Genomic DNA, 22,654 nt, shown 5'->3' on the forward strand with positions numbered 1-22,654 from the left:
CAATAATTTATTTCTTAAATGTATTTTCAAATATGGTTTGATCTGAAACCTGTGCAAATGCACGCTTTGGTACAATAATTACAGTTTTATTCTTTAGCTCAAGCATATAGGTCAATTTACCTTTAGCAAAAGTTTGCACATCCGTATATTGCATCACCTGCTTACGACCATTGGCATAAAGCTCAAAGTAATCTTGATATAAGTCGATTCCCTGCTGACTCTTTCCAAACTGGTAACGAACAAATTGACGCTTAAATAACATAGGTAAAAGCCAGTAACGCATCAGACCTTGCATCACCAGAAAAAACACGCCTAACCCGACATAATATCGTCCAACACCAGAGAGACCTAAATAAAATCCCCAAATAATAATTGCGATACTAATTGCAGGTGTAAGAAAACGGGTAAATTGCTTTTTCCCAAATGTCACTAATGAAAATCCATCTTGTGACTCTTCTAAATTCAAATAGTAACGTAAAGATAAAGCTGTTTTTTGCTCAGTCATTGCACTGCATCAATACTCAATAAATCGAAACTATTAGAGCATATTCATTTCAGCTTTAAAATGAATCAAAGGCTATTTTTTATTTTGTTTAAAAGTAGAGCTTATTATGAGATTCGAAGATCAACTACGTTGCATATATAGAACGTAGATTCATATTTTTTGAGCTTATTTCAGTTTTTAAAATTTCTACAATAAGAGCATTACCTTCTTAGTGGAATGTCTCATGTCTTTCTTTGCAAAATTATTTGGCTTAAATCAAAAAGCAACAGTCTCAAAAGATGTGGTTACTCAAGCCACTCAAGAGTCCTCTCTTTTTAATCAGCCAAGCTTTTTAGAATTAATTAAAAAACGTCGTTCTATTTATTCGATCGGGAAAAACTTACAACATACTCCTTCGGAGATTGAAGGGTTAATTCAAGAAGCGGTCAAACATAGCCCCTCAGCATTTAACTCTCAGTCATCTCGCGTTGTAATTTTATTTAATGAGTCTCATCAAAATTTCTGGAATATTGTTTTAGATGTATTAAAAACGATTGTTCCTGCCGAAGCACTAGCGGGAACTGAAAAAAAAATTCAAAGTTTTGAAGCGGGTGCTGGTACAGTTTTATTTTTTGAAGACCAAGATGTGATTAAAGGTTTACAAGAGCAATTTGAATTGTATGCTGATAATTTCCCAGTCTGGTCTGAACACTCAACAGCAATTGCACAATTTGCAGTGTGGAATGTATTAGCTGAACAAGGTATTGGTGCTTCTTTACAACATTACAATCCAATTATCGATGAGAAAATTAATGCTGCTTTTGATATTCCTGCGCAATGGAAACTAAGAGCCCAATTAGTATTTGGTTCAATTGAAGGCGAAGCAGGTGAAAAAGCTTTTATTGAAGACGAAAGCCGTTTTAAAACATTTGGCTAATTTTTTTCAACTTCAAATCATTTAAGAGCTGGTTGCCATGAGCACTAGCTTTTAAATTAAAATAATAAAAAACAGGCACAAAAAAACCGCTATAAATAGCGGTTAATTCTTCAAGTGGTGCGCTCAGAGAGATTCGAACTCCCGACCCCTTAGTTCGTAGCCAAGTGCTCTATCCAGCTGAGCTATGAGCGCGTACTTGATGTTGCGCATTATACGCATTTTTTAAGGCTTAGGAAGCCTTTTTTCATCTTTCTGTCATCAAACGTCTAGTTCTTAGCCATCACTCAAGTTTACATAGCTTTGTAGCTAAAGTTATTGAAACTTTGCTCACCAAAGATGTATCTGAAATATTTTTTTTCAAATAAGTTTTATAGAATTTTTGAAGCTTTTTGCCATCTATCTAGAAGATAAAGGCTACTGTTTTAGTCAACATTATATAAATAATATATTTCTGGTTGAACCTAACCATTATAAGACTGTTTGAAATTTGACTAAGATAATGCCTCAAATAAGTGAAAATATGATTAAAAAAATAATTAGTTAAAATTATATAATATAAAAATTATTATTATTTTTATGTCTAAATTAAATAAATTATTATTTCTTTAAATATTATTTAATAACAAAAAATGTGACTAAAAATACACATTGACAGCTTTTGAGATCTAACCAATACTAAATCGCAATTATTGAGATACACATCTCATTAATTATAAAGCGCAATAAATAATACTTACGAGCCTGTAAATTATTTTGTGTAAGTTCCATTTTTTATAAATGATCTTTTAATCGATCATCGAACTGAATCGTAAACCAATTCATTGCTAAACGCCAATTTTGAATTGGCATCGTCCATTTCTTCGCAGCATTTGATGTTGCTAAGTAAATGACCTTCTTTACTGAGTCATCAGATGAAAAGATTTTCCTTTTCTTCGTTGAATGGCGTATTACGCTATTCAACGACTCAATCGCATTTGTTGTATAAATTGCATGACGTATTTCGGCTGGATAGCTAAAGATCGTTCGGATATTTTCCCAATTGGCCCGCCAGGATTCTCCAATTTTGGGATACTGGTGATTCCATTGATCACAGAAGATGTCTAGGGATTTTAAAGCATTTTCCTCTGTACTTGCCTGATAAATCGCTTTCAGACCCGACGTAACAGCTTTGTAGTCTTTCCAGCTTACAAATCTCAGGCTATTGCGTACAACATGCACGATACACAGTTGAATATCAGTATGAGGGTAAACAGAGGCTATCGCGTCAGGGAAGCCTTTTAATCCATCTACACAGGCAACAAGAATGTCCTGTACTCCTCGATTTTTTAGCTCTGTCATGACTGACAGCCAGAATTTGGCACCTTCTGTCTGAGCAATCCACATACCCAGTAATTCTTTTTGCCCATCCATATTGATGCCTAAAGCAAGGTATACGGACTTGTTAATCACATTGGAGTGCTGACGGACTTTGACAACAATACAGTCAAGATAGACAACAGGATAAAGGCTATCTAAGGCTCTATTTTGCCACTCAGTCACTTGCTCAATCACAGCATCGGTAACTTTGCTGATGAGAGATGCTGACACATCGGCATCGTACATTTCTTTGAAGAAGGCTACAATTTCCCTATTAGTCATTCCTTTTGCATACAGTGAGAGGATTTGGTCATCCATACTGGTGATGCGTGTTTGGTGCTTTTTGATAATTTGTGGCTCAAATGAACCTTCTCGATCACGGGGAATATCTAAAGCCAGTTGTCCATCTTGAGTTGTAATGGTTTTAGAACTAAACCCATTACGGCTATTTGAGCCTTTCTTGGGCTGATGCTTTTCATAACCGAGATGGTCTGAAAGTTCAGTATTGAGTGCAGTTTCAATCATGAATTTTTTAAAGACTGCTGTCATTTGGTTTAAGTCTTCTGGTGTTTTTAGACCTTTAGCCAATTCGGCAGCCATACTTTTGATTGTTGCTTCATCCATGTGAAGTACCTTTTGTAATTATCCTCTGAAGGATAAATGAAAATTAAGTACTTACACAAAATTTAGAACAGTCCCATACTTACTTAAAAATACAAAATTATATAGGAAATAGACCAACATGTTCTTACTAACAAACCTCGTATCTTCGATATCAAAAATTACTCAAGATTTGGGTAATATTGTATCGGTGAACACTACTGTAACTGGTAGTTCTTCTATTGAAGGCCAGATATCAACTTCTGGTTTACTTTCAGATACTCTATCTACAGTAACAAATACTCTTACAACAACCACAACAGGCCTTGTTTCTGATGCCGTTGGTACTGTTACTGGCAGTATCGGTTCTACAAGTCCTGTAGACACAGTAACTAATATTATTGGCGGAGTAACTGGCGGTATTGATCTTGGAACTTCTCCAATTGCTCCAGTTATTGACGTTGTTCAAGGTGGTATCGACATTCTTCAGGGTGTTGAAAGCCTAAAAACTGAAATCATCAACACAGGTATCGACACTGTTGCTGATACTATCATTGGTGTTCTTCCTCAAACTGAACACCCTGTTTCTGAAATTGCTGATCTTGGCACTCTAACTTTCGAAACTTCTCGTGACACAGTAAATGGCACGCTTGAAGTCATTTCCGATCTAGTGGGTGGAGACATTCAAGGCGCAACTGAGTCTGCTACTGGTGTCGTTGAAACATTAATCACTAATGGTACAACTGCGACAGGTATTGTTACTGACGTTGTCGGAAGCATTACAGATGTCGTTGGTGGTGTAACTGGTGGCGTTGATGGCAACCCGCTTGAAGTAATTACTGACATCATCGGTGGCGTAACTGGTGGCGTTGACGGTAACCCGCTTGAAGTAATTACTGACATTATCGGTGGTGTAACTGGTGGTGTTGACGGTAATCCGCTTGAAGTAATTACTGATATTATCGGCGGCGTAACTGGCGGTATCGGTGATGGCACATCTCCAATCGCTCCAGTGATTGATGTCGTTCAAGGCGGTATTGATATTCTACAAGGTGTAGAGAGTCTAAAAACTGAGATCATCAATACTGGTATCGACACTGTTGCTGATACTATTATTGGTATTCTTCCACAAACTGAATATCCTGTTTCAGACCTAGCAGATCTTGGCACTTTAACTTTCGAAACTTCTCGTGACACAGTAAACGGTGCACTTGAAGTTGTTTCTGATTTAGTTGGTGGTGATATCCAAGGTGCTACTGAATCTGCTACCGGTATTCTCGATACGCTGATTACAAATGGCACAACTGCTACTGGAATTATTAATAACATTATCGGCGGCGCAACAAGTGGTGATAGCCCACTTGGCGTGGTAACCGACATTATTGGTGGTGTAACTGGCGGTGTTGACGGTAACCCGCTTGAAGTAATTACTGACATCATCGGCGGTGTAACTGGTGGTGTTGACGGTAATCCACTTGAAGTAATTACTGACATTATCGGTGGCGTAACTGGTGGTGTTGATGGTAATCCACTTGAAGTAATTACTGACATTATTGGCGGTGTAACAGGTGGTATCGGTGGTGGAACTTCCCCAATCTCTCCAGTGATTGATGTTGTTCAAGGCGGTATTGATATTCTTCAGGGCGTAGAAAGCTTAAAAACTGAAATTATCAACACTGGCATTGATACAGTTGCAGATACAATTATCAGCATTCTTCCACAAGCAGAACATCCTGTTTCTGAACTTGCAGACCTCGGCACATTAACTTTCGAAACTTCTCGTGACACAGTAAACGGTGCACTTGAAGTTGTTTCTGATTTAGTTGGTGGTGATATTCAAGGTGCTACTGAATCTGCTACCGGTATTCTCGATACGCTGATTACAAATGGCACAACTGCTACTGGCTTAGTAACAGAAATCATTGGTGGATTGACAGGAACTATTGGTGGGGTTACTGGTGGAGATAGCTCACTAGGCTTAGTCACTGATTTACTTGGCGGTTTAACTGGTAGCGTAGATGGTGATAACCCTCTTGGCTTAGTGACCGACCTTCTAGGCGGCTTAACTGGTGGCGTTACTGGCGGTACAGACAACCCTATCGGCATCGTAACAGATATCGTGGGTAGCTTAACGGGCGGTGTGACTGGTGAAGGCGGATTAGATGTTATTTCTAATTTACTAGGCGGATTAACTGGTGGTAGCTTACTCGGTGGTGTAACGTCGACAGTATCAAGCGTAACTAATACAACGCATACTATCGTACCTACATCATTACTTACCGATAACTTCTTAGAAAACTCTTTCAATACTGTTTAATATAAGTCGTTAAAATAAAGCCACTTATTACAAGTGGCTTTATTTATTAATATATTTTTAAATATTAATTTACTTCTTCCCATCTATAATATTTCTTATGAGCCAGCTCTAACATTGCATAATCATTAGGTGTATCACCATAAGCATAAATTGTAGAATACTGAGTTAAATCATAATTGTTTTTTATTCTATTTACTTTTTCTAAATAACCGCAATCACCATTAATAAAATCACCTGTTAAAATACCATCACGTATTTCAAGTTGATTACATATAACCTCTAAATCTAAAGATTGGCACCAGCTTTCTAAATAAACACCTAATGATGCAGATACAACCACAACCTGATCACCTTGTTGTTTATGCCAAAGAATACGCTCCAAAGCATTTTGACGCACACAGGTAGGAAGGACATTTTTAGCAAACTCTTGTCCCATATATTTTAGGGAATCTGCATCATAGCCCACGTATCCCACCTGACAGAGTTTAGTTCGGATAGTTTTATCGGTTACCCATCCAAGCTTATAACCCGCTATATAAGGTGCAAGTCGAATACCACCTAGTATTTGAGTTTTTTTATTTAAAGAAAATTTAAGGAATAGACTGAATGTATCGTTATGAGTGATCGTGCCATCAAAGTCAAATAAAGCTAAGTTCATTTATGATTATCTCTAATATAATTAAAAAGTTATAAATTTAGATTTTTTAAAGTACTAAAAAACAGGCACAAAAAAACCGCTATAAAAGCGGTTAATTCTTCAAGTTGGTGCGCTCAGAGAGATTCGAACTCCCGACCCCTTAGTTCGTAGCCAAGTGCTCTATCCAGCTGAGCTATGAGCGCGTAACTTGTGTGCCTTTCAGCGATTCGTTCTATTTTACTTGGTGCGCTCAGAGAGATTCGAACTCCCGACCCCTTAGTTCGTAGCCAAGTGCTCTATCCAGCTGAGCTATGAGCGCGTAACTTGTGTGCCTTTCAGCGATTCGTTCTATTTTACTTGGTGCGCTCAGAGAGATTCGAACTCCCGACCCCTTAGTTCGTAGCCAAGTGCTCTATCCAGCTGAGCTATGAGCGCATTAAGTAAATGGCGGTGAGAGAGGGATTCGAACCCTCGATACCAGTAATAGGTATGCTTCCTTAGCAGGGAAGTGATTTCAGCCACTCATCCACCTCACCGGAACGAGCCGCCATAATACAAACTAAAACCCTATTGTTCAAGTCATCATAGTGAAATTTTCTTGTTTTTTAGTTCAATGAATTATTTTTTAAGCAATTTTCTCATTATTTTCGTCTTTTTCGATCAAACGCTTGTTAAGATAGATATTATTTCTTCATCAAAATACTGTAGTGCATAACACATTATTGCAAACCTAAACGTGCAGTTCGGGTCTGCATGACTTATGCTAAACTTATCTGCCAAGCGTGAAACCAAACGACATGACAAAAAACTGGGCTGACCCCGAAGCGAAAGCTGAAGCTGAACGTTATGACAATCCTATTCCAAGCCGTACTCTTATTTTAGATACATTGGAACAATTGCAGACACCGCAATCTCATGCAGAACTTGTCGATCATTTTAATATTCATGACCAAAAAAGTATTGAAGCACTCAGTCATCGCTTAAGTGCTATGGTTCGTGATGGTCAAATCATGAAAGACGGGTTTAAATTTCAGTTGGTGGCAGATCAACCGACCTATGAAGCAACTGTTTATATCAATAGTAAAGGTTTAGGCACAGCGCATATCGATGGTCAAAGTGACCTTTTACTTCCTGAACGTGAATTACGTTTAGTCTTTAACGGTGACCGAGTTAGAGTGCGACAGACTTCAGTTGATCGTAAAGGCAAACCTTGGGGATTTATCACAGAAGTTTTACAACATCGTGTTAAACAATTAATTGGTAAATTGTCGGTTCACGATGGCGAATATTTTATTCAGCCCAACAATCCAAATCAGCACCAGCCTATTCCTTTAGAAAAAGAACTGGTAACACATGCTGAAGCAAATGTTGGCGATATGCTACGTGTCGCAATAGACAGCTATCCGACTCGTGAAGAATTTGCGACGGCGCATATTATTCAATCTATGGCCGACAAAGCTGATACAGAAATTATTATTCCGCAGACTATTCTTGAGTTTGGCTTACCTTACGAATTTCCAGATGAAGTTATAAAAGAAGCTGAAAGCTTTAAAGAACCATCTGCTCAAGACCGTGAAGGCCGCATTGATTTACGAGATTTAGCATTAGTTACGATCGATGGTGAAGATGCTCGAGATTTTGATGATGCGGTTTATGCTGAAAAACGTCCAGGTGGCGGTTATCGTGTAGTGGTCGCAATTGCTGATGTTAGCCATTATGTACGCTTAGACTCAGCCCTCAATGAAGAAGCTGAGGAACGTGGTACTTCGGTATACTTCCCGCATTTCGTATTACCGATGCTACCAGAGGCATTGTCAAATGGCTTATGCTCTCTAAACCCTCATGTAGACCGTTTATGTATGGTCTGTGACTTGAAACTCTCTCGTACAGGCCGTGTAACTGGTTACGATTTTTATCCATCAGTGATGCATTCAAAAGCACGTTTGACCTATACACAGGTAGCACAATATTTTGACGGCGCAACAGATGCGATTCCAAAAGATCGTGATGTTCATAAATCTTTAAATACGCTTTTCCAGCTTTATCAGATTTTGAAAAATTTACGTGCTGATCGTCATGCAATGGAATTTGAAACCATTGAAACCTACATGACTTTTGATGAGCTAGGCGGGATTAAAGAAATTTTGCCACGTACACGTAATGAAGCACATAAACTTATTGAAGAGTGCATGTTACTTGCTAACGTTGCTGCGGCTGAATATGCATTAGAACATGATGTTCCAATGTTGTATCGCGTGCACGAAGCTCCAGAGTTCTCACGTATTCAGAAAGTAAAAGACTTTGTTAAATTACTGGGGCTACCCTTCCCTGACCAACCAACTCAAGCAGACTATCAAAGAGTAATTGAAGCAACTAAAGATCGTATTGATGCACCAAGTATTCATGCCGTCTTATTACGTTCAATGATGCAAGCTTATTATGGCGCAAAAAATGCAGGGCACTATGGTTTGGCTTATGAAGCTTATACGCATTTCACTTCGCCAATTCGTCGTTACCCAGACCTATTATTACACCGGGCCATTAAAGCTCACTTGAAACAAAAGCCTTATCCACTCTCTGGTGCTGCACTAGATGATGCAGGTGAACATTTCTCTCAAACAGAGCGCCGTGCTGATGAAGCTTCTCGTAGCGTAACGACGTGGTTGAAATGTCACTACATGCAGCAGCATCTAGGTGATGAATTTATTGGTATTGTAAGTGCGGTGACCGAATTCGGTTTATTCGTGACACTGAAAGATTTATATGTCGATGGCATGATTCATATTAGCCAACTCGGCGATGACTTCTTTATTTATGACCAAGCGAGTCAAAATCTAGTAGGTCAAAATCGTGGTCAAGTCTTTGGTTTGGGCGATGAAGTTAAAATTCAGGTTGCTGGTGTCAATCTGGAAGAACGTAAAATTGACTTTCAGCTCATTAAGCAAGTTACCCATGCAGGCCGAGTAGTTCGTAGCCGTGCGCCGCGTACGACTAAAACTACTACGCAGGCGACTGAAGAAGTTTTCAGTAAACCAACTGTCAGTAGTGATGGTGAGCGACCTGTTCACAAAAAGAAAGAAAAAAGTAAGCCAAGTTCTTACACCAAAAAATCTGGTAAGAAAACCTCAGCAAAAGCCGAGACTAAATCAGAAAAGGTGAAGAAAAAATCTAAGCCTAAAAAGAAAAAGTCGAATGCAAAATCAAAGGCTGAATAGTGAGTAAATAATTATCACACTTCAGAAATAAGTCTCCAATAGGAGACTTATTTCTTTTTAAAAAGGGTTATTTTACACATTAAGCTTGATTTCCAGCCTGAGAGGACCTACATCTAATACCATGTTTAAAAAATAATGTGGCTATTAGCAATGACTTTACAGCAAGCGACTTTACCAACTCCGCGTTTTGACCAAATTGAATTAGAAAATTTAAAACAAGACATTCAACAAGCGATCCAAGCAGGTCAGGAATTTTTAAATACTCTTACGGCTGCACCTACAGATGTAACTCAGCAACTTGCCGTACTTGAGCAAGTCGATACACTTGAAAATAATCTAAGTGAATCATGGGGCGTTTTATCGCATTTAAACGCGGTAATGAGCAATGCAGAAACGAGAGAAGTCTATCAATCTTTATTACCAGCATTAAGTGAATATTACACTCAGCTTGGTCAACACACGGCGCTTTATCAAACCTATCAACACATCCATGATGGTCAAAGTTATACCTCTCTTAGCCCTGCACAGCAAAGTGCTATCCATCTAGCTTTACGTGACTTTAAACTTTCAGGTGTAGCCTTAGAGGGTGAAGAGAAAAAACGTTATGCAGAGATTTCTGCGCGTCTTTCACAGCTTTCTTCTGATTTTTCAAACCACGTACTTGATGCAACACAAGCTTACTTTAAACCACTTACCGAAGATCAGCTAAAAGGTCTTCCAGAAAGTAATATTGAGTTATTAAAACTGTACGGCAAACAACGTGAACTTGACCAAGCTGTAGCAACCCTAGATTTCCCAGCATATTTTGCAATCATGACTTATGCAGATGACCGTGCATTACGTGAAGAGCTTTATAGAGCTTATGTGACTCGTGCATCTGATCAGTCTGAACAAACTGAGTTTGATAACAGCAAAATTATGGAAGAAATTTTGAGTCTTCGTCAGGAAATGGCGAAACTACTTGGTTTCAATAACTATGCTGAATATTCTCTGGCAAGTAAAATGGCACCAGACGTAAAAACAGTACATGAGTTTTTGGTTGACCTAGCAGAGCATGCGCGTGCTCCTGCGCTTCAAGAAGTTGCCGAACTTCAAAAAATTGCTAAACAAGATGGTGTGGATGAGCTTAAACCTTGGGATACAACTTACTATTCTGAAAAACTTAAACAGCAACAATTCAACTTATCTCAAGAAGCATTAAAACCTTATTTCCCTGCACCTAAAGTTATTCAGGGATTATTCCAGATTGTGCAGCGTCTATACGGCATTAACATTATTGAAAGACAAGCACCTGTCTGGCATCCAGATGCACGTTATTTTGAATTAGAAGACCAAGGTCAAGTGATTGGTGGCTTCTTCTTTGACATCTATGCACGTACAGGCAAACGTGGTGGCGCATGGATGAATGGCTTCCGCTCGCGCATGCAAACACTTCATGGTTTACAAAAACCAATTTGCTATATGGTGTGTAATTTCACTCCTCCTGTAGGTGATCAACCTGCTTTATTGACTCATGACGAAGTGATTACTTTGTTCCATGAGTTCGGACATGGTTTACATCATATGTTGACCGAAGTAGATAATATCTCGGTTGCAGGAACGCATGGTGTTGCTTGGGATGCAGTAGAACTACCAAGCCAGTTTATGGAATTCTGGTCATGGGATAAAGAAAGTCTAGATGTATTAAGTGAACACATCGATAGTAAACAGACTTTGCCACAAGAATTACTAGATGCATTATTAAATGCCCGATTCTTTCAATCTGGTATGCAAACTTTACGTCAGCTTGAATTTGCATTATTTGACTTGACCATTCACACAAAAACACCTGCCCTGAACAGTGAGCAAATTCAGCAAACCTTAAACGATATTCGTAAGCAATATGCGGTCGTTCCTACTGTCGACTACAACCGTTTCCAACATAGTTTTAGTCATATTTTTGCTGGCGGTTATGCCGCAGGTTATTACTCTTACAAATGGGCAGAAGTCTTAGCGAGCGATGCATTTGATCGTTTTGAAAATGAAGGTATTTTTAATACTCAAACCGGTAAAGAATTCCGTCAGGCAATTCTAGCTGTGGGTGGAAAAGACACTGCGCTTGAGGCATTTGTTAATTTCCGTGGACGCGAGCCTAAAATTGACGCATTGTTACGTCATCAAGGTTGGACGAATGACAACAAAACCGCTTAAACTATGGGCCTAAATTGATCGTGTGGTTAGGGTGATAAAGATGAAAAAACGTTTCATTGCTGGGGCAAAATGTCCAAAATGTGAAGCCATGGATCGGATTATCATGCTAACCACCGCAGAAGACGAATGGATTGAATGTATCGAATGCGGTTATAGCGAAAATCGTCCGACTCATGTTGATGAGCCTGAAACACCTGCTGAACCGGATGAAATTGGGGTAATACAGTTCAAGCCACGTCGTCCCGACTAAAGGTCTTAAACATGCCACTACAAAGAAAACAAAACTCAAAATTATTATGGATTTTAATTGGGGGCTTAAGCATTGTCGTAGTGCTTTTTTTTGCAGCGCAATGGTTTTTTAAAAAAACCGAGTCGTCAGCACCACTGGTTGATCCACAACCTGCCTCGACTCCTGCTCCTGCTAAACCGAAACCAGCTGACCCATTACCAAGTTCTGAACCCTTAGCTGAAAATGCAAGCTCTCAGCAACTTGTTAGTGAAAATGTGCTTAAAGAGCCTGTCCCTGCCCAAGAGTCTTTAGCAAAAGAAGAAGTATCTAAACTTGAAGATGTTCATCGGCAGCTAAAAGATCAGGAAGCAACCTTAAAAGCTCAGCATGCAGATGCGGATCAATTAACTAAACTCAAAGAAGAACAAGTTAAATTGCTGGAAGCTCAGCTTAAACAGCAATAGTTTTTCAATCAAATCTAAAAAAGCTAAAGTTATCTATCTTTAGCTTTCTAATTTTAAGAAGAAAATTAGATTGTTATCGAATGCAAAATACTCATATTGTATCATCCAAAAAAACACCCTCTTTAAGAGGGTGTTTTTTAATCAAGATATTTACTTCAAATTATTAGATTAGTGATACCAACCGAATAATTTAAAGAAGTAAGGTGCATAAGCAATAATAAGCATTGCAGGCACCATTACAATTAGTGGAAGTACCCATCGCTCGAAGCGGTAGAAGAATGATTTATGACGAACTTCTGCATCTGCTTCAGATACCTCATCGTCGCCAATTGCTTGTCTCGCCAATAAGTGGTTTAAAGCAACTGGAGGAGTAATATAGCCAAGCTCAAAACCAATTAAAGCGATCATCCAGAAATGCACAGGATCAATTCCGTATTTATATGCTACGGGTGCTACGGTTGCTGAAATTAAAATAACAGCACCGAATGGATCCATGATCATCCCAACAAATACCATGAGAATCACAATCAAAGAGATCACAACAAATAGACTATTAATATCTGTTGGGAAAGCCTCCATAATTTCGATTCGTTCCAAGAATCCACCGACACTTACAGACAATGCCATTAGAATAACTAATGCACCAATATGTCCAACAGTTTCACTTGTAGCTGTGTGTAAAGCTGATCGGAAAGAAACTCTACGCTCAGGATTACGTGGATCATCTGTAGACTTGACTTGAGGTACAGGCTGAGAACCATCGGCTGGAGCAGTATAAACATTAAGGGTACTATCCCAATGACCGACTGGTGCTAACGGAGCAGGCTCCCTACGTAACTTATCAAATAGCACCATTAGTAATAAGATTACAGGCATCATGACTGGTGCTGTGAACTCATTCAAATCTGTTGCCAAGGCATGCTTGTAAAACAACCAGATTAGGATAAAAATAACAATATATGGCGATACAGGAACAAAAGCGCGTAAGGATTTAGGAAATGCTATTTTTACTGGTGCAATACGAAATTTTTGCTCAGCAAAAAATAAAGAAACTATTAAAAATAAAGTTGAAGACAGCAGAAATGTATATATCCCATAGTGATATAACAAATCTGTTGTGACTTCTTTATTCAAAGACGCAACAACAACAATCAGCAAACATGGTCGTAACACAACACCTAATGAACCAGACATAGCTGTTGCTGCCAAAGCGAATTGACGGCGACCACCTGCATTCCAGACTTCTTTATAAATAATTGCACCAGCTGCAATAACGAAGATACCCGAAGCCCCTGTATAAGCTGTAGGTAAAGCTGCTGCAATTAGAATTAACCAGGTTAAAGTTTCAGGTGCTAGATTCCAAGGCCGTAGTATATTAAGAAATAAATCAACTATACGTGTTTGTTTAAGTAACATACCTGCCCATATAAATAGAGCAAGATTTAAAAAGATACTTGAGAATTCAACCAACTGTCCAAGGTAAATACCTTGTCCCATTGGATAATCCATAAAGAAAGTAAATGCAATACCAGTAATAATTGCCATATAGGCATAAAGTGGCACACTTAAGAAAGCAAGCCCAAGATTCCCCCCCTCTTTCGTCGGGGTTGGAGATTTAATCAACTGAAATAAACTGATTAATGTCAAAATCGCAAATAACGTAATCCATAACCAGTAAATCACTTGCATTTCAATTGCTACAGGCACCCCCGAACCCGTTACCGAACGATATTGACTAATCGTTGATGATGTTAAAAGACCATTAGCAAATAACATCGCAATTGAATATACACGAAAATCAATTTTCGTTGCTGGGCTACGTAAACCGATATGATGTGTCTTCAATGTCGCAGTTATCGCGGCCAAAACAACCATCACAACTAAAAGCATTGCCCTATTTTCAGTACCAAATTTAAAGAGACCAAAAAAAGAGGTTTCTATTGTTCGATACGTACGGATACTTGGATGTGCATCCATATAAGCGATTGCTTTATCATAGAACTGATATTTTTCATCACATTGTTGCTGCGCTGCGAGTAGTGATGCACGGACATCACTTTCCGATGCTGCACCAAAGAAACTCGCGAAATCATCAGACGCATTCGCTTTCATTTGTTCTTTTACTTGAGCCTCGATATTTGGATGTCGATCACAAGTTGGCTTTTCAGGCTCAGCACGCAAAAAAGAATATTGCATACCTGTAGCAGGGTCGCCATAAAGACGTTCCCCGATACGTAATAATTGTCCGTGGATCATTTCCCCGGTACCAATAATTAGCGTCATTAATAGCAGAATGAGGATGACGAATGTTGAGATCCATTCGTTCCAGATATAACCCAGCAGACCTAATCCAGATCTTTTTTCTTGATGTTCTTGCATAAATATTCCAATTTTGTTCTCTCAAGTCCCTAAAAATTAAAGAATTGAGTCATGCAATTTTTCTTGGTCAGGGGTTAAATCCATCCCCCTTCTACCAATCCCTTTATTCAACGATCAAATTTGCATCAAACTTTGTTAATAAAGAATGACTAAAATCTCTTTTTTAACAGTTTGTATTGTCAATGTTTCTTTTTTAATCTCTGGAAAAGCCAATAGCATCCTCCAAAGATTGCTCCACCAATTGCTCCATATAGATGAGCTTCAGTTAAAACTGGACTCCCTATTAACTGAGCGGTCCCTGTTTGCCCAAAAGTGTTTTCCCATATAAGTTTGGCAATAATTAACCCTAAAACCAGCAAAGCAAAATTTCGTTCTTTACGATATTGCAGATAGACTAAAGCAACCGCTGTATATAGCCCATGTAAGACACCAGACAGGCCTGCATAAGCTTCGATATAAGGTAAATAAAAGTAGAACACCAAACTAATAAAAGGTGGCAATAGCAAAAGTAGACTTAGAAGATGCCATGCTTTTGTATGTGGAAAGATAAAGGGTAAACAGGCGAATGCCATCATATTTAAAAGGAAATGAACCCATCCAACGTGTACCCAATGTGCAGTCCATAAACGCCAGAATTCGCCAAGTAAACTTTCGCGCCAATAAATAAAAGTATCAGGAAACACCTGTAGACAAGCAGATATGGAAATGCACACTGCGACCAAAAGCACTTTACTATTCAGTACATGATCCTTCATGGCACACTCCTTGAAATTAAACTCCTTACGATTATTGTAGAACTTAACAATAGAGTCGCAAGAAGTTAGTCTTTCAAATATTCTTTACTGCGCTGCTGGTGGAGCAGATGAATCAGCAGGAACTTCAGAAGCGGCTCCCCCATCAAACAACTCATCTAGCTCTGCTGCACCTTCATTCTTATCATCCCAGAAATGAGACATACCATCATCTCCGGTACGTACACCAGTATGTTCAGTCCAGTAACGGTCAGAGATACCACGTACAATAAGGCCAGCCATACTATCAATTAACTTAAAGTTAGGATTGACAGGTTTGTCATCAGCTTGAGACGCCGCATAAGATCTTAATGCATCACGGATTTTTGCATCATCACCACTTGCTTGGGCAGCTACGGCATATAAGGCATGAGATAAGCGAACACCTTTTTTCTCACCAATCTGAATTGAATGTTTTAAAGTTTGGTATGGATCAGGTTTCCCTTCATCAGCACCTGGCAATAAAGTCCAGATAACAGCACGCGTTGCATTAGGTGCGCCCCAGAATTTTTCATTATCAAGACAAACCATGCCACGCTCTACAATAGCAGCAATATCTTTAGGAACATTGACTGCGCCGCCTGAGTTAATATCGTTGGTCACAGCCTGAAGACCACTGATCATGCCAAGTAAATAAACGGTTTGATCAGTATCATTACGCATCGTTGGGCAAGAGTCACCTAAGTGATATTTATATTTAGATTCCCAACGATCAGCAAATAACTTATAGCCTGTATACTGACGTTCAGCTGCAATTGCTGCCCAACGCTTCTGTGCAATACGTGCATCTTGGGCTTCTGTCACTTGACCTGCTTTTGAAGCACGTAAATAACGCAGTTCTTGTTCTAAAGCTTGATTTTCCGCACATACACCTGATGCTGCATACATTAATACTGCAACACGTGTCGGATCTGCACCCATCCCTTTAGTAGACATGATTGCAGGTGTTAACGCACTACCGGTATTACATACCATTTCAGCATCTTGCATTGCCAAAATAGGTGGAACGACGTGCTTTTCCGTAAAACCTAGAGCAACATTTGCTCCGGTTTTCACGACGTATGAACAACCTGATAAAACTGAAGCTGCAAGAAAACTCACCGCCAAACCTTGGCTTATTTTTTGGACTTTAGACATCTTCCTGTCCTCTATGTAATTTGTTTTTTCCTTTTCAGATGTACATTAGCAGATGCATATCTTGAATAAAAGAGTAATTACTCTAATTGTAGCGCTTATACTTTGACACACTTCACAGCAGATAAAATTGACAGTTTTTTGAGGAAACAGAAATTTTAGGCAAAAAAAAGTAGCATTGCGACGGTTCAGCACATGCTACTTATTAACTGGGATAAGCTTTTAACGGCTTATATTATTTTTGTTCTATATAATCCTTAAGTAAAGTTCCTGCTCTTCCTACTACTACAGCCATAACAACTGCAATTAACAGAAACATCCACATTGAAATCTCCATGAGAGACCTCCTTACTACAATCGCACCCAGTTATAAACTGGACACTTGATGAAATTAATCGATTAACCAATTTTAATAATTGACTGATCGACGACCTTGCATCCTCTGTCTCTTAACCTTGTTAAAACTAACTTTGTTAAGATGTTCCCTGAGTAAAGTTCCTGCTCTTCCTATCACCACTGCCAGAATGATGGCAATGACCAAGAACGACCATGTTGGCATCTCCATTTTGAGACCTCCGACACACTTTACGTTGGTGTTTGTACTTTAACCGATCAAATAGCTACCTATAGGCAAAATTGTCAGACAATCATATTTCCTTGGCTTTTTTCTATATTTTAATTAGACAATCCGACGTTTAATGAATAAAAAAATTATTAAGTTTTTGTTTTTTATAATTTTTAAATAAATATACAATTGTAGAATTGTCTAACAATTAATAGAGCTTTTCTAAAACTTTTAATCTTTTCCACTGCTGAATAGGAAGCTGATCGAACCAAACAATAGCTATGTTCGTAGGAGTTTCTTCAAGATAAATAACTACAAATAACTGATAATCAATTATTTTAGTAATTTCCGCGCGGTAAATTTCTTTTTTCGAAAAATATGCAACCGACCATAATTTTTGATCTAAATATTCAATTTGAGATATTTGGGCTTGCTTTAGAAAGAAAATAAAACCAATAAATAGAAGAATGACAGCACATAGCCACCATATCGGTGTTAATAATTGATAAAGCAGGATTGCTAAACCCAAACCAACAAAAAGCTGAAATATTACCGAGACAAGGCTATATTTCAGCTCAAAATTTAATTCTTTTATCAAAACAGTTTAGCCATGCACATACTGTTTTAGTTTATAAATAAATTCACGTAACTCAGTACGTGGAGGTTCAGAAACTTCCATGAACCAATCTAATAAATCCGGATCTTCTTGATCGACTAACTCTGCAAATAATGCTTTTTCTGCTGGATCAGCTTTTAAATAATAGTTTTTTACATACGGGTCAAAATAGACGTCAATTTCTTTTAAGCCGCGGCGTGCTCGATAAATTACTTTACGTTCTTCCAAGGTCATTTCGTCAGACATTTACGTCCCCATCTGTGTTGATAGTGCGCCTAGTTTACCTGATCACATCCTAAAGATCGCTAAAAATATCAAATTGACCAAATTTATCATCTTATCCGCATAATTGAGCATTCATCACATTGTTAGGCATGAAATGCTTACGTATGTTTAGGGCATAACATCACACCTGAACCAAGGAAGAAATACAAATGCAATCTGGTGCCATCCGTCCTATTCCAAATATGTTACCAAGACAATTATTCAATGAAGAACACGAAGCCTTCCGTGAGACAGTGCGTAAATTCTATGAAAAGGAAGTCGTTCCCAATATAGAGAAATATGAAAAACAGCAACATGTTGACCGAGATCTTTGGAATAAAGCTGGAGAACTAGGTCTTCTTTGCACCACAATGCCAGAGGAATATGGTGGCTCTGGGGTAGATCGCCTATACAGTATGATTCTTATTGAAGAACAAGCGTATGCGATGGACTCAAGTACAGGTTTTTCTCTACATTCCGATATTGTTGCTAATTACGTTAATAATTTTGGTAATGAAGAGCAAAAACAAAAATGGTTACCCAAAATGGCAACTGGAGAAGTTGTTACTGCTATTGCAATGACGGAACCAGGCACTGGCTCAGATTTACAAGCGGTAAGAACCACCGCCGTACTTGAGGGTGATGAATATGTCATTAATGGTTCTAAAATTTTTATTACAAATGGCTACTTATGCGACATGGCCGTAGTTGTTTGTAAGACTGGTAATAGTGAGAAAGGTTCGGCGAACTTATCCTTAATTATTGTAGAAGCAGACAGAGCTGGTTTTAGTAAAGGTAAACCACTAAACAAAATTGGTATGAAAGGCCAAGATACCTGCGAATTATTCTTTGATAACGTTCGCGTTCCTAAAGAAAACCTTTTAGGCATGGAAGGTATGGGCTTTATCATGCTCATGAAAGAATTAGCATGGGAACGAATGTTAGTTGCTATTATTTGTCAGGCAGGTGCTGAAGCAGCATTTGCACATACCGTCCAATATACAAAAGATCGCAAGGCATTTGGTAAACCTATTGGCGCATTTCAAAATACGCGCTTCAAACTTGCGGAACTTAGAACAGAAATCGATTTCTGTCGTACTTATTTAGATCGTTGTATGGAATTACAACTTGAAGAAAAATTGAGTGTCGAAGCTGCAGCTGCTGCTAAATATAAAATTTCTGATATGTTCTCAAAGATTGTAGATGAATGTCTTCAGTTACATGGTGGTTATGGCTATATGCTTGAATATCCAATTGCACGTGCATACATTGATCATCGAGCAAATCGAATTTATGCAGGTACAAATGAAATCATGAAAGAATTAATTTCAAGAACACTTTAATACCTTCACAAAAAAAGGGGCATTACGCCCCTTTTTTTATTTAACAGGACTTAAGATACTAATTTTGGTTTACGCTCATTCGCTTCAGAACGCTTATGAAAATGAAGAATGCCATCTTCAAATTTTGCATTTTTCAAAGACTTTCTATCTTCTAAATAGTTATTAGTCACCTGCCATGGAGCACGCTTACCTTGTTTAGGAAGTTCATGTGCTGCACGATTAATATAACCTGAAGATAGTTTACCCATTACAGTATCTTCTTCCATCACAGTCTTATCACCTGATGGAATCACTTCATCATAACTATTTTTGTCCATATAGTTTAATAAGCGACAAATATATTCGGCAGCGATATCTACTTTGAGTGTCCATGAAGCATTTACATAGCCAATAATCATAGCCATATTCGGTACATCACTTAGCATTATGCCGTTATAAAGCATATGTTCAGATGAGTTGATTGGTTTCCCATCAAGAGTCGCCTGAACTCCGCCCATAATCTGAACTTGTAATCCTGTTGCAGAAACAACGATATCAGCATCAAGATGTTTGCCAGATTTAAGTAAAATACCTTTTTCAGTAAATTTCTCGATTTGATCAGTTTCTACGCTCGCTTTGCCTTCACGTAAAATCTTAAACAAGTCCCCATCTGGCACTACACATAAACGCTGATCCCAAGGATTGTATGAAGGTGTAAAATGCTTCATATCAACCTTACCTTTAAGCTGCACTTCAATTGCTTTTAAAAGTAAACGACGTACAGTTTTAGGATGTTTCTGAGACAGCGCATAAATAGCGCGCTGCATACCAATGTTGCGAGCTCGAGTAAATTTATAAGCTGCCTCTTCAGACATAAATTTACGCGTTTTTTCATAGATAAAATCGATAGAAGGAACGCTAGCAATATATGTTGGTGAACGCTGCAACATGGTCACATGACCTGCCCCACCTTTAGCCATTGCTGGTACTAAAGTAATCGCTGTTGCACCACTACCAATAATAACCACCTTTTTACCTGTGTAATCTAAGTTTTCAGGCCAATGCTGTGGGTGAATGAGTTGCCCTTTAAATGCTTCTTGATTTGGGAAAGAAGGCGCATAACCCTGATCATAATTATAGTAACCTGTACAACCGACCACAAAGTTAGCAATCCAAGTCTGCTGTTTTTTATTGCTATCTTCGACTACAACCTGCCATTTTTTTGAAGCCGAATCATAATTAGCAGAAAGTACGCGATGACCAAAATGAATTTTTTCTTTTAATTTAAATTCATTAATTACTTCACCTAAATATCCTTTAATAGAAGCACCATCAGCTAATACATTCGCTTTACACCATGGTTTAAAGTTAAAACCAAAGGTAGACATATCTGAATCTGAACGGATACCAGGATAACGGAAAAGATCCCATGTTCCACCAAAAGACTCACGACGTTCTAAAATCTCGAATTGTCGTTGTGGTGAATTTTTTGACAAATGGGCAGCAATTCCGATTCCTGAAATACCTGCGCCAATGATTAAAATATCAACTTGCTTTTCCATTTTATTTTTATACCCATTGTTGAGAATATAAGTTTATTAAAACACAATTTTGACAATACACAATGTCAAGTTTGACCGTTTATCTGCTTTTTTATGTCACTTGAGGACATTTTTATAATTTATTTTGTGAATAGAAATAAAAAAGACCGGTATAAAACCGGTCTTTTTTGAATAAAATCAATTATTCAGCTGAAGTGTTTACTTCACGATCTACAAGCTCAACGTAAGCCATCGGTGCTGCATCACCAGCACGGAAGCCCGCTTTAAGAACACGTAGATAACCGCCGTTACGTTCTTTGTAACGAGGGCCGAGTACGGTAAATAATTTACCAACAGTTGCAGCATTACGAGTACGAGCAAATGCTAAACGACGATTTGCTACAGTATCGTTTTTTGCTAGAGTGATTAAAGGCTCAGCAACACGACGTAATTCTTTAGCTTTAGGCACAGTTGTTTTGATCAACTCGTGTTCAAATAAAGAATTAGCCAAGTTTTGGAACATCGCTTTACGATGGCTGCTTGTACGGCCTAATTTCACACCACTATTACGATGACGCATGGTGATAGTCCTACTTAATTAACGGCTACGATAGGCAAAACGGTCGTCCATACGAAGACTAGCTGGTGGCCAGTTTTCAAGACGCATACCGAGTTGTAAGCCTTTCGATGCCAAAACATCTTTGATCTCTGTTAACGATTTTTTACCAAGGTTAGGAGTTTTTAATAACTCAACTTCAGTACGTTGAACAAGATCACCAATGTAGTAAATATTTTCTGCTTTCAAACAGTTAGCAGAACGAACAGTAAGCTCTAGATCATCTACTGGGCGAAGCAAGATTGGGTCAACTTCTTCACGAGGCTCTTGAGCAACTGGAGTTTGGTCTTTCTGAAGATCAACAAAAATTGCAATTTGTTGTTGCAAGATTGTTGCCGCTTTGCGGATAGCTTCTTCAGGATCAACCGTTCCATTTGTTTCAAGGTCGATTACCAGTTTATCTAAATCGGTACGTTGTTCTACACGCGCATTTTCAACGGTGTAAGAAACACGCTTAATCGGGCTATAAGAAGCATCTAATTGCAAACGACCAACAGGACGTGTTTCACCTTCAGGGAAACGAGAATCAGATGTTTCATAACCACGACCTTGAGCAACTTTCAAGCGCATTTTTAATGAGCCTGAAGCACTTAAAGTACCGATTAAATGTTCTGGGTTAACCACTTCAACATTATGAGGTAAACGAAGGTCAGCAGCAGTAATATCGCCAGGACCTTGTTTTTCTAATGTTAAATATGCTTCATTTTGATCGAACAGCTTAATAGACAATCCTTTTAGGTTCAGCAAGAGCTCGACGATGTCCTGCTGCAAGCCTTCTAAAGTACTGTACTCGTGCTCGACACCTTCTATTTCTACTTCAACCACAGCAGCGCCAGGTAAAGAAGACAATAGAATGCGACGTAAAGCATTACCTAGAGTGTGGCCAAAACCACGCTCTAAAGGTTCTAGAATCACTTTTGCCGAGGTCCCGCTTACCGCTTCGACCTTGATCGCTTGCGGAGTTAGAAACTCGTTTGCAGTACGCGTCATTATTGCT

At 38.6% G+C, this 22,654-nt stretch carries 19 protein-coding genes and 5 tRNA genes; 7 read left to right on the forward strand and 17 right to left on the reverse strand.

Annotated features, from left to right (window positions below):
* Positions 1 to 7: 7 nt before the first annotated feature.
* Positions 8 to 505 carry a YcxB family protein gene (locus F928_RS16505; RefSeq protein ID WP_005078304.1) on the reverse strand — a complete coding sequence of 166 codons (498 nt, stop codon included), beginning with the start codon at positions 503 to 505 and terminating at the stop codon, positions 8 to 10.
* A 223-nt stretch (positions 506 to 728) separates the two neighbouring features.
* Between F928_RS16505 and F928_RS16510 the strand changes: the two genes are divergently transcribed.
* Positions 729 to 1,421, forward strand: a complete 693-nt coding sequence (locus F928_RS16510) for a nitroreductase family protein (protein WP_005078306.1) — start codon at positions 729 to 731, stop codon at positions 1,419 to 1,421.
* A gap of 115 nt (positions 1,422 to 1,536) precedes the next feature.
* Here the strand turns inward: F928_RS16510 and F928_RS16515 are convergent.
* The 3 genes from F928_RS16515 to F928_RS16520 all read right to left on the reverse strand — a co-directional run bounded on the left by F928_RS16515 (position 1,537) and on the right by F928_RS16520 (position 3,401).
* Positions 1,537 to 1,613: transfer RNA gene (locus tag F928_RS16515), tRNA-Arg, on the reverse strand.
* A gap of 88 nt (positions 1,614 to 1,701) precedes the next feature.
* Positions 1,702 to 1,821, reverse strand: a complete 120-nt coding sequence (locus F928_RS22170) for a hypothetical protein (RefSeq protein WP_227504977.1) — start codon at positions 1,819 to 1,821, stop codon at positions 1,702 to 1,704.
* A 371-nt stretch (positions 1,822 to 2,192) separates the two neighbouring features.
* Entirely contained in the window at positions 2,193 to 3,401 is a 1,209-nt protein-coding gene (locus F928_RS16520; protein ID WP_000343018.1) for an IS256-like element ISAba26 family transposase, read from the reverse strand.
* A 118-nt stretch (positions 3,402 to 3,519) separates the two neighbouring features.
* Here F928_RS16520 and F928_RS16525 point away from each other — a divergent pair, with 118 nt between their 5' ends.
* Positions 3,520 to 5,694: a beta strand repeat-containing protein gene (locus F928_RS16525; protein ID WP_005078309.1), complete on the forward strand. Its 2,175-nt coding sequence runs from the start codon at positions 3,520 to 3,522 to the stop codon at positions 5,692 to 5,694.
* Positions 5,695 to 5,758: 64 nt separating this feature from the next.
* On the opposite strand, the gene F928_RS16530 is transcribed toward F928_RS16525, so the two are convergent.
* The 5 genes from F928_RS16530 to F928_RS16550 form a co-directional block, all read right to left on the reverse strand.
* Positions 5,759 to 6,352: an HAD-IB family hydrolase gene (locus F928_RS16530; protein WP_005078312.1), complete on the reverse strand. Its 594-nt coding sequence runs from the start codon at positions 6,350 to 6,352 to the stop codon at positions 5,759 to 5,761.
* Positions 6,353 to 6,457: 105 nt separating this feature from the next.
* Positions 6,458 to 6,534 (reverse strand) — tRNA-Arg (locus F928_RS16535).
* A gap of 39 nt (positions 6,535 to 6,573) precedes the next feature.
* A tRNA-Arg gene (locus F928_RS16540) sits at positions 6,574 to 6,650 on the reverse strand.
* Positions 6,651 to 6,689: 39 nt separating this feature from the next.
* A tRNA-Arg gene (locus tag F928_RS16545) sits at positions 6,690 to 6,766 on the reverse strand.
* Positions 6,767 to 6,776: 10 nt separating this feature from the next.
* Positions 6,777 to 6,867, reverse strand: a tRNA-Ser gene (locus F928_RS16550).
* Between the two features lie 261 nt (positions 6,868 to 7,128).
* On the opposite strand from F928_RS16550, the gene rnr reads away from it, so the two are divergent.
* From rnr to F928_RS16570, 4 genes are all read left to right on the forward strand, one after another.
* A complete protein-coding gene (gene rnr, locus F928_RS16555; RefSeq protein ID WP_005078314.1) occupies positions 7,129 to 9,546 on the forward strand; it encodes a ribonuclease R in 2,418 nt (805 codons plus the stop codon).
* A gap of 135 nt (positions 9,547 to 9,681) precedes the next feature.
* A complete protein-coding gene (gene prlC, locus F928_RS16560) occupies positions 9,682 to 11,736 on the forward strand; it encodes a M3 family metallopeptidase (RefSeq protein ID WP_016802635.1) in 2,055 nt (684 codons plus the stop codon).
* Positions 11,737 to 11,776: 40 nt separating this feature from the next.
* Positions 11,777 to 11,986, forward strand: a complete 210-nt coding sequence (locus tag F928_RS16565; protein WP_002117042.1) for a YheV family putative zinc ribbon protein — start codon at positions 11,777 to 11,779, stop codon at positions 11,984 to 11,986.
* 11 nt (positions 11,987 to 11,997) lie between these two features.
* Positions 11,998 to 12,429, forward strand: coding sequence for a hypothetical protein (locus F928_RS16570; RefSeq protein ID WP_002117093.1), 432 nt, complete (start codon positions 11,998 to 12,000; stop codon positions 12,427 to 12,429).
* Between the two features lie 168 nt (positions 12,430 to 12,597).
* Here F928_RS16570 and F928_RS16575 read toward each other — a convergent pair whose 3' ends face one another.
* From F928_RS16575 to F928_RS16595, 5 genes are all read right to left on the reverse strand, one after another.
* The gene (locus F928_RS16575; protein WP_002116854.1) at positions 12,598 to 14,808 is read right to left on the reverse strand and encodes a TRAP transporter large permease subunit; all 2,211 of its coding nucleotides are present in this window, start codon (positions 14,806 to 14,808) and stop codon (positions 12,598 to 12,600) included.
* Between the two features lie 179 nt (positions 14,809 to 14,987).
* Positions 14,988 to 15,563 carry a rhombosortase gene (rrtA, locus tag F928_RS16580; RefSeq protein WP_005078319.1) on the reverse strand — a complete coding sequence of 192 codons (576 nt, stop codon included), beginning with the start codon at positions 15,561 to 15,563 and terminating at the stop codon, positions 14,988 to 14,990.
* A gap of 84 nt (positions 15,564 to 15,647) precedes the next feature.
* A complete protein-coding gene (locus tag F928_RS16585) occupies positions 15,648 to 16,736 on the reverse strand; it encodes a hypothetical protein (RefSeq protein WP_002116869.1) in 1,089 nt (362 codons plus the stop codon).
* 770 nt (positions 16,737 to 17,506) lie between these two features.
* Entirely contained in the window at positions 17,507 to 17,896 is a 390-nt protein-coding gene (locus F928_RS16590) for a hypothetical protein (RefSeq protein ID WP_005078321.1), read from the reverse strand.
* A gap of 6 nt (positions 17,897 to 17,902) precedes the next feature.
* Complete coding sequence (locus F928_RS16595; RefSeq protein WP_002117064.1) at positions 17,903 to 18,160, reverse strand: FAD assembly factor SdhE; 258 nt, start codon at positions 18,158 to 18,160, stop codon at positions 17,903 to 17,905.
* A gap of 188 nt (positions 18,161 to 18,348) precedes the next feature.
* Here F928_RS16595 and F928_RS16600 point away from each other — a divergent pair, with 188 nt between their 5' ends.
* The gene (locus F928_RS16600; protein WP_002116790.1) at positions 18,349 to 19,521 is read left to right on the forward strand and encodes an acyl-CoA dehydrogenase family protein; all 1,173 of its coding nucleotides are present in this window, start codon (positions 18,349 to 18,351) and stop codon (positions 19,519 to 19,521) included.
* Between the two features lie 50 nt (positions 19,522 to 19,571).
* On the opposite strand, the gene F928_RS16605 is transcribed toward F928_RS16600, so the two are convergent.
* From F928_RS16605 to rpoA, 3 genes are all read right to left on the reverse strand, one after another.
* Positions 19,572 to 21,062: a flavin-containing monooxygenase gene (locus tag F928_RS16605; RefSeq protein ID WP_002116796.1), complete on the reverse strand. Its 1,491-nt coding sequence runs from the start codon at positions 21,060 to 21,062 to the stop codon at positions 19,572 to 19,574.
* 181 nt (positions 21,063 to 21,243) lie between these two features.
* Positions 21,244 to 21,621, reverse strand: coding sequence for a 50S ribosomal protein L17 (gene rplQ, locus F928_RS16610; RefSeq protein WP_002049717.1), 378 nt, complete (start codon positions 21,619 to 21,621; stop codon positions 21,244 to 21,246).
* Between the two features lie 18 nt (positions 21,622 to 21,639).
* Complete coding sequence (gene rpoA, locus F928_RS16615; protein ID WP_002116730.1) at positions 21,640 to 22,647, reverse strand: DNA-directed RNA polymerase subunit alpha; 1,008 nt, start codon at positions 22,645 to 22,647, stop codon at positions 21,640 to 21,642.
* Positions 22,648 to 22,654 lie beyond the last annotated feature (7 nt).

Origin of the sequence: Acinetobacter pittii ATCC 19004 = CIP 70.29 (assembly GCF_000369045.1) — a bacterium.
In the GTDB taxonomy this organism is placed as follows: Bacteria; Pseudomonadota; Gammaproteobacteria; order Pseudomonadales; family Moraxellaceae; genus Acinetobacter; species Acinetobacter pittii.

What these genes read in the sequence shown, in the direction of transcription:
- rrtA (WP_005078319.1), bottom strand. Translation starts at nt 15,563, where the DNA reads ATGAAGGATCATGTACTGAATAGTAAAGTGCTTTTGGTCGCAGTGTGC.
- F928_RS16505 (WP_005078304.1), bottom strand. Translation starts at nt 505, where the DNA reads ATGACTGAGCAAAAAACAGCTTTATCTTTACGTTACTATTTGAATTTA.
- F928_RS16595 (WP_002117064.1), bottom strand. Translation starts at nt 18,160, where the DNA reads ATGTCTGACGAAATGACCTTGGAAGAACGTAAAGTAATTTATCGAGCA.
- F928_RS16530 (WP_005078312.1), bottom strand. Translation starts at nt 6,352, where the DNA reads ATGAACTTAGCTTTATTTGACTTTGATGGCACGATCACTCATAACGAT.
- F928_RS16600 (WP_002116790.1), top strand. Translation starts at nt 18,349, where the DNA reads ATGCAATCTGGTGCCATCCGTCCTATTCCAAATATGTTACCAAGACAA.
- F928_RS16525 (WP_005078309.1), top strand. Translation starts at nt 3,520, where the DNA reads ATGTTCTTACTAACAAACCTCGTATCTTCGATATCAAAAATTACTCAA.
- F928_RS16565 (WP_002117042.1), top strand. Translation starts at nt 11,777, where the DNA reads ATGAAAAAACGTTTCATTGCTGGGGCAAAATGTCCAAAATGTGAAGCC.
- F928_RS16605 (WP_002116796.1), bottom strand. Translation starts at nt 21,062, where the DNA reads ATGGAAAAGCAAGTTGATATTTTAATCATTGGCGCAGGTATTTCAGGA.
- F928_RS16575 (WP_002116854.1), bottom strand. Translation starts at nt 14,808, where the DNA reads ATGCAAGAACATCAAGAAAAAAGATCTGGATTAGGTCTGCTGGGTTAT.
- F928_RS16520 (WP_000343018.1), bottom strand. Translation starts at nt 3,401, where the DNA reads ATGGATGAAGCAACAATCAAAAGTATGGCTGCCGAATTGGCTAAAGGT.
- rnr (WP_005078314.1), top strand. Translation starts at nt 7,129, where the DNA reads ATGACAAAAAACTGGGCTGACCCCGAAGCGAAAGCTGAAGCTGAACGT.
- F928_RS16570 (WP_002117093.1), top strand. Translation starts at nt 11,998, where the DNA reads ATGCCACTACAAAGAAAACAAAACTCAAAATTATTATGGATTTTAATT.
- F928_RS16510 (WP_005078306.1), top strand. Translation starts at nt 729, where the DNA reads ATGTCTTTCTTTGCAAAATTATTTGGCTTAAATCAAAAAGCAACAGTC.
- rpoA (WP_002116730.1), bottom strand. Translation starts at nt 22,647, where the DNA reads ATGACGCGTACTGCAAACGAGTTTCTAACTCCGCAAGCGATCAAGGTC.
- prlC (WP_016802635.1), top strand. Translation starts at nt 9,682, where the DNA reads ATGTGGCTATTAGCAATGACTTTACAGCAAGCGACTTTACCAACTCCG.
- rplQ (WP_002049717.1), bottom strand. Translation starts at nt 21,621, where the DNA reads ATGCGTCATCGTAATAGTGGTGTGAAATTAGGCCGTACAAGCAGCCAT.
- F928_RS16585 (WP_002116869.1), bottom strand. Translation starts at nt 16,736, where the DNA reads ATGTCTAAAGTCCAAAAAATAAGCCAAGGTTTGGCGGTGAGTTTTCTT.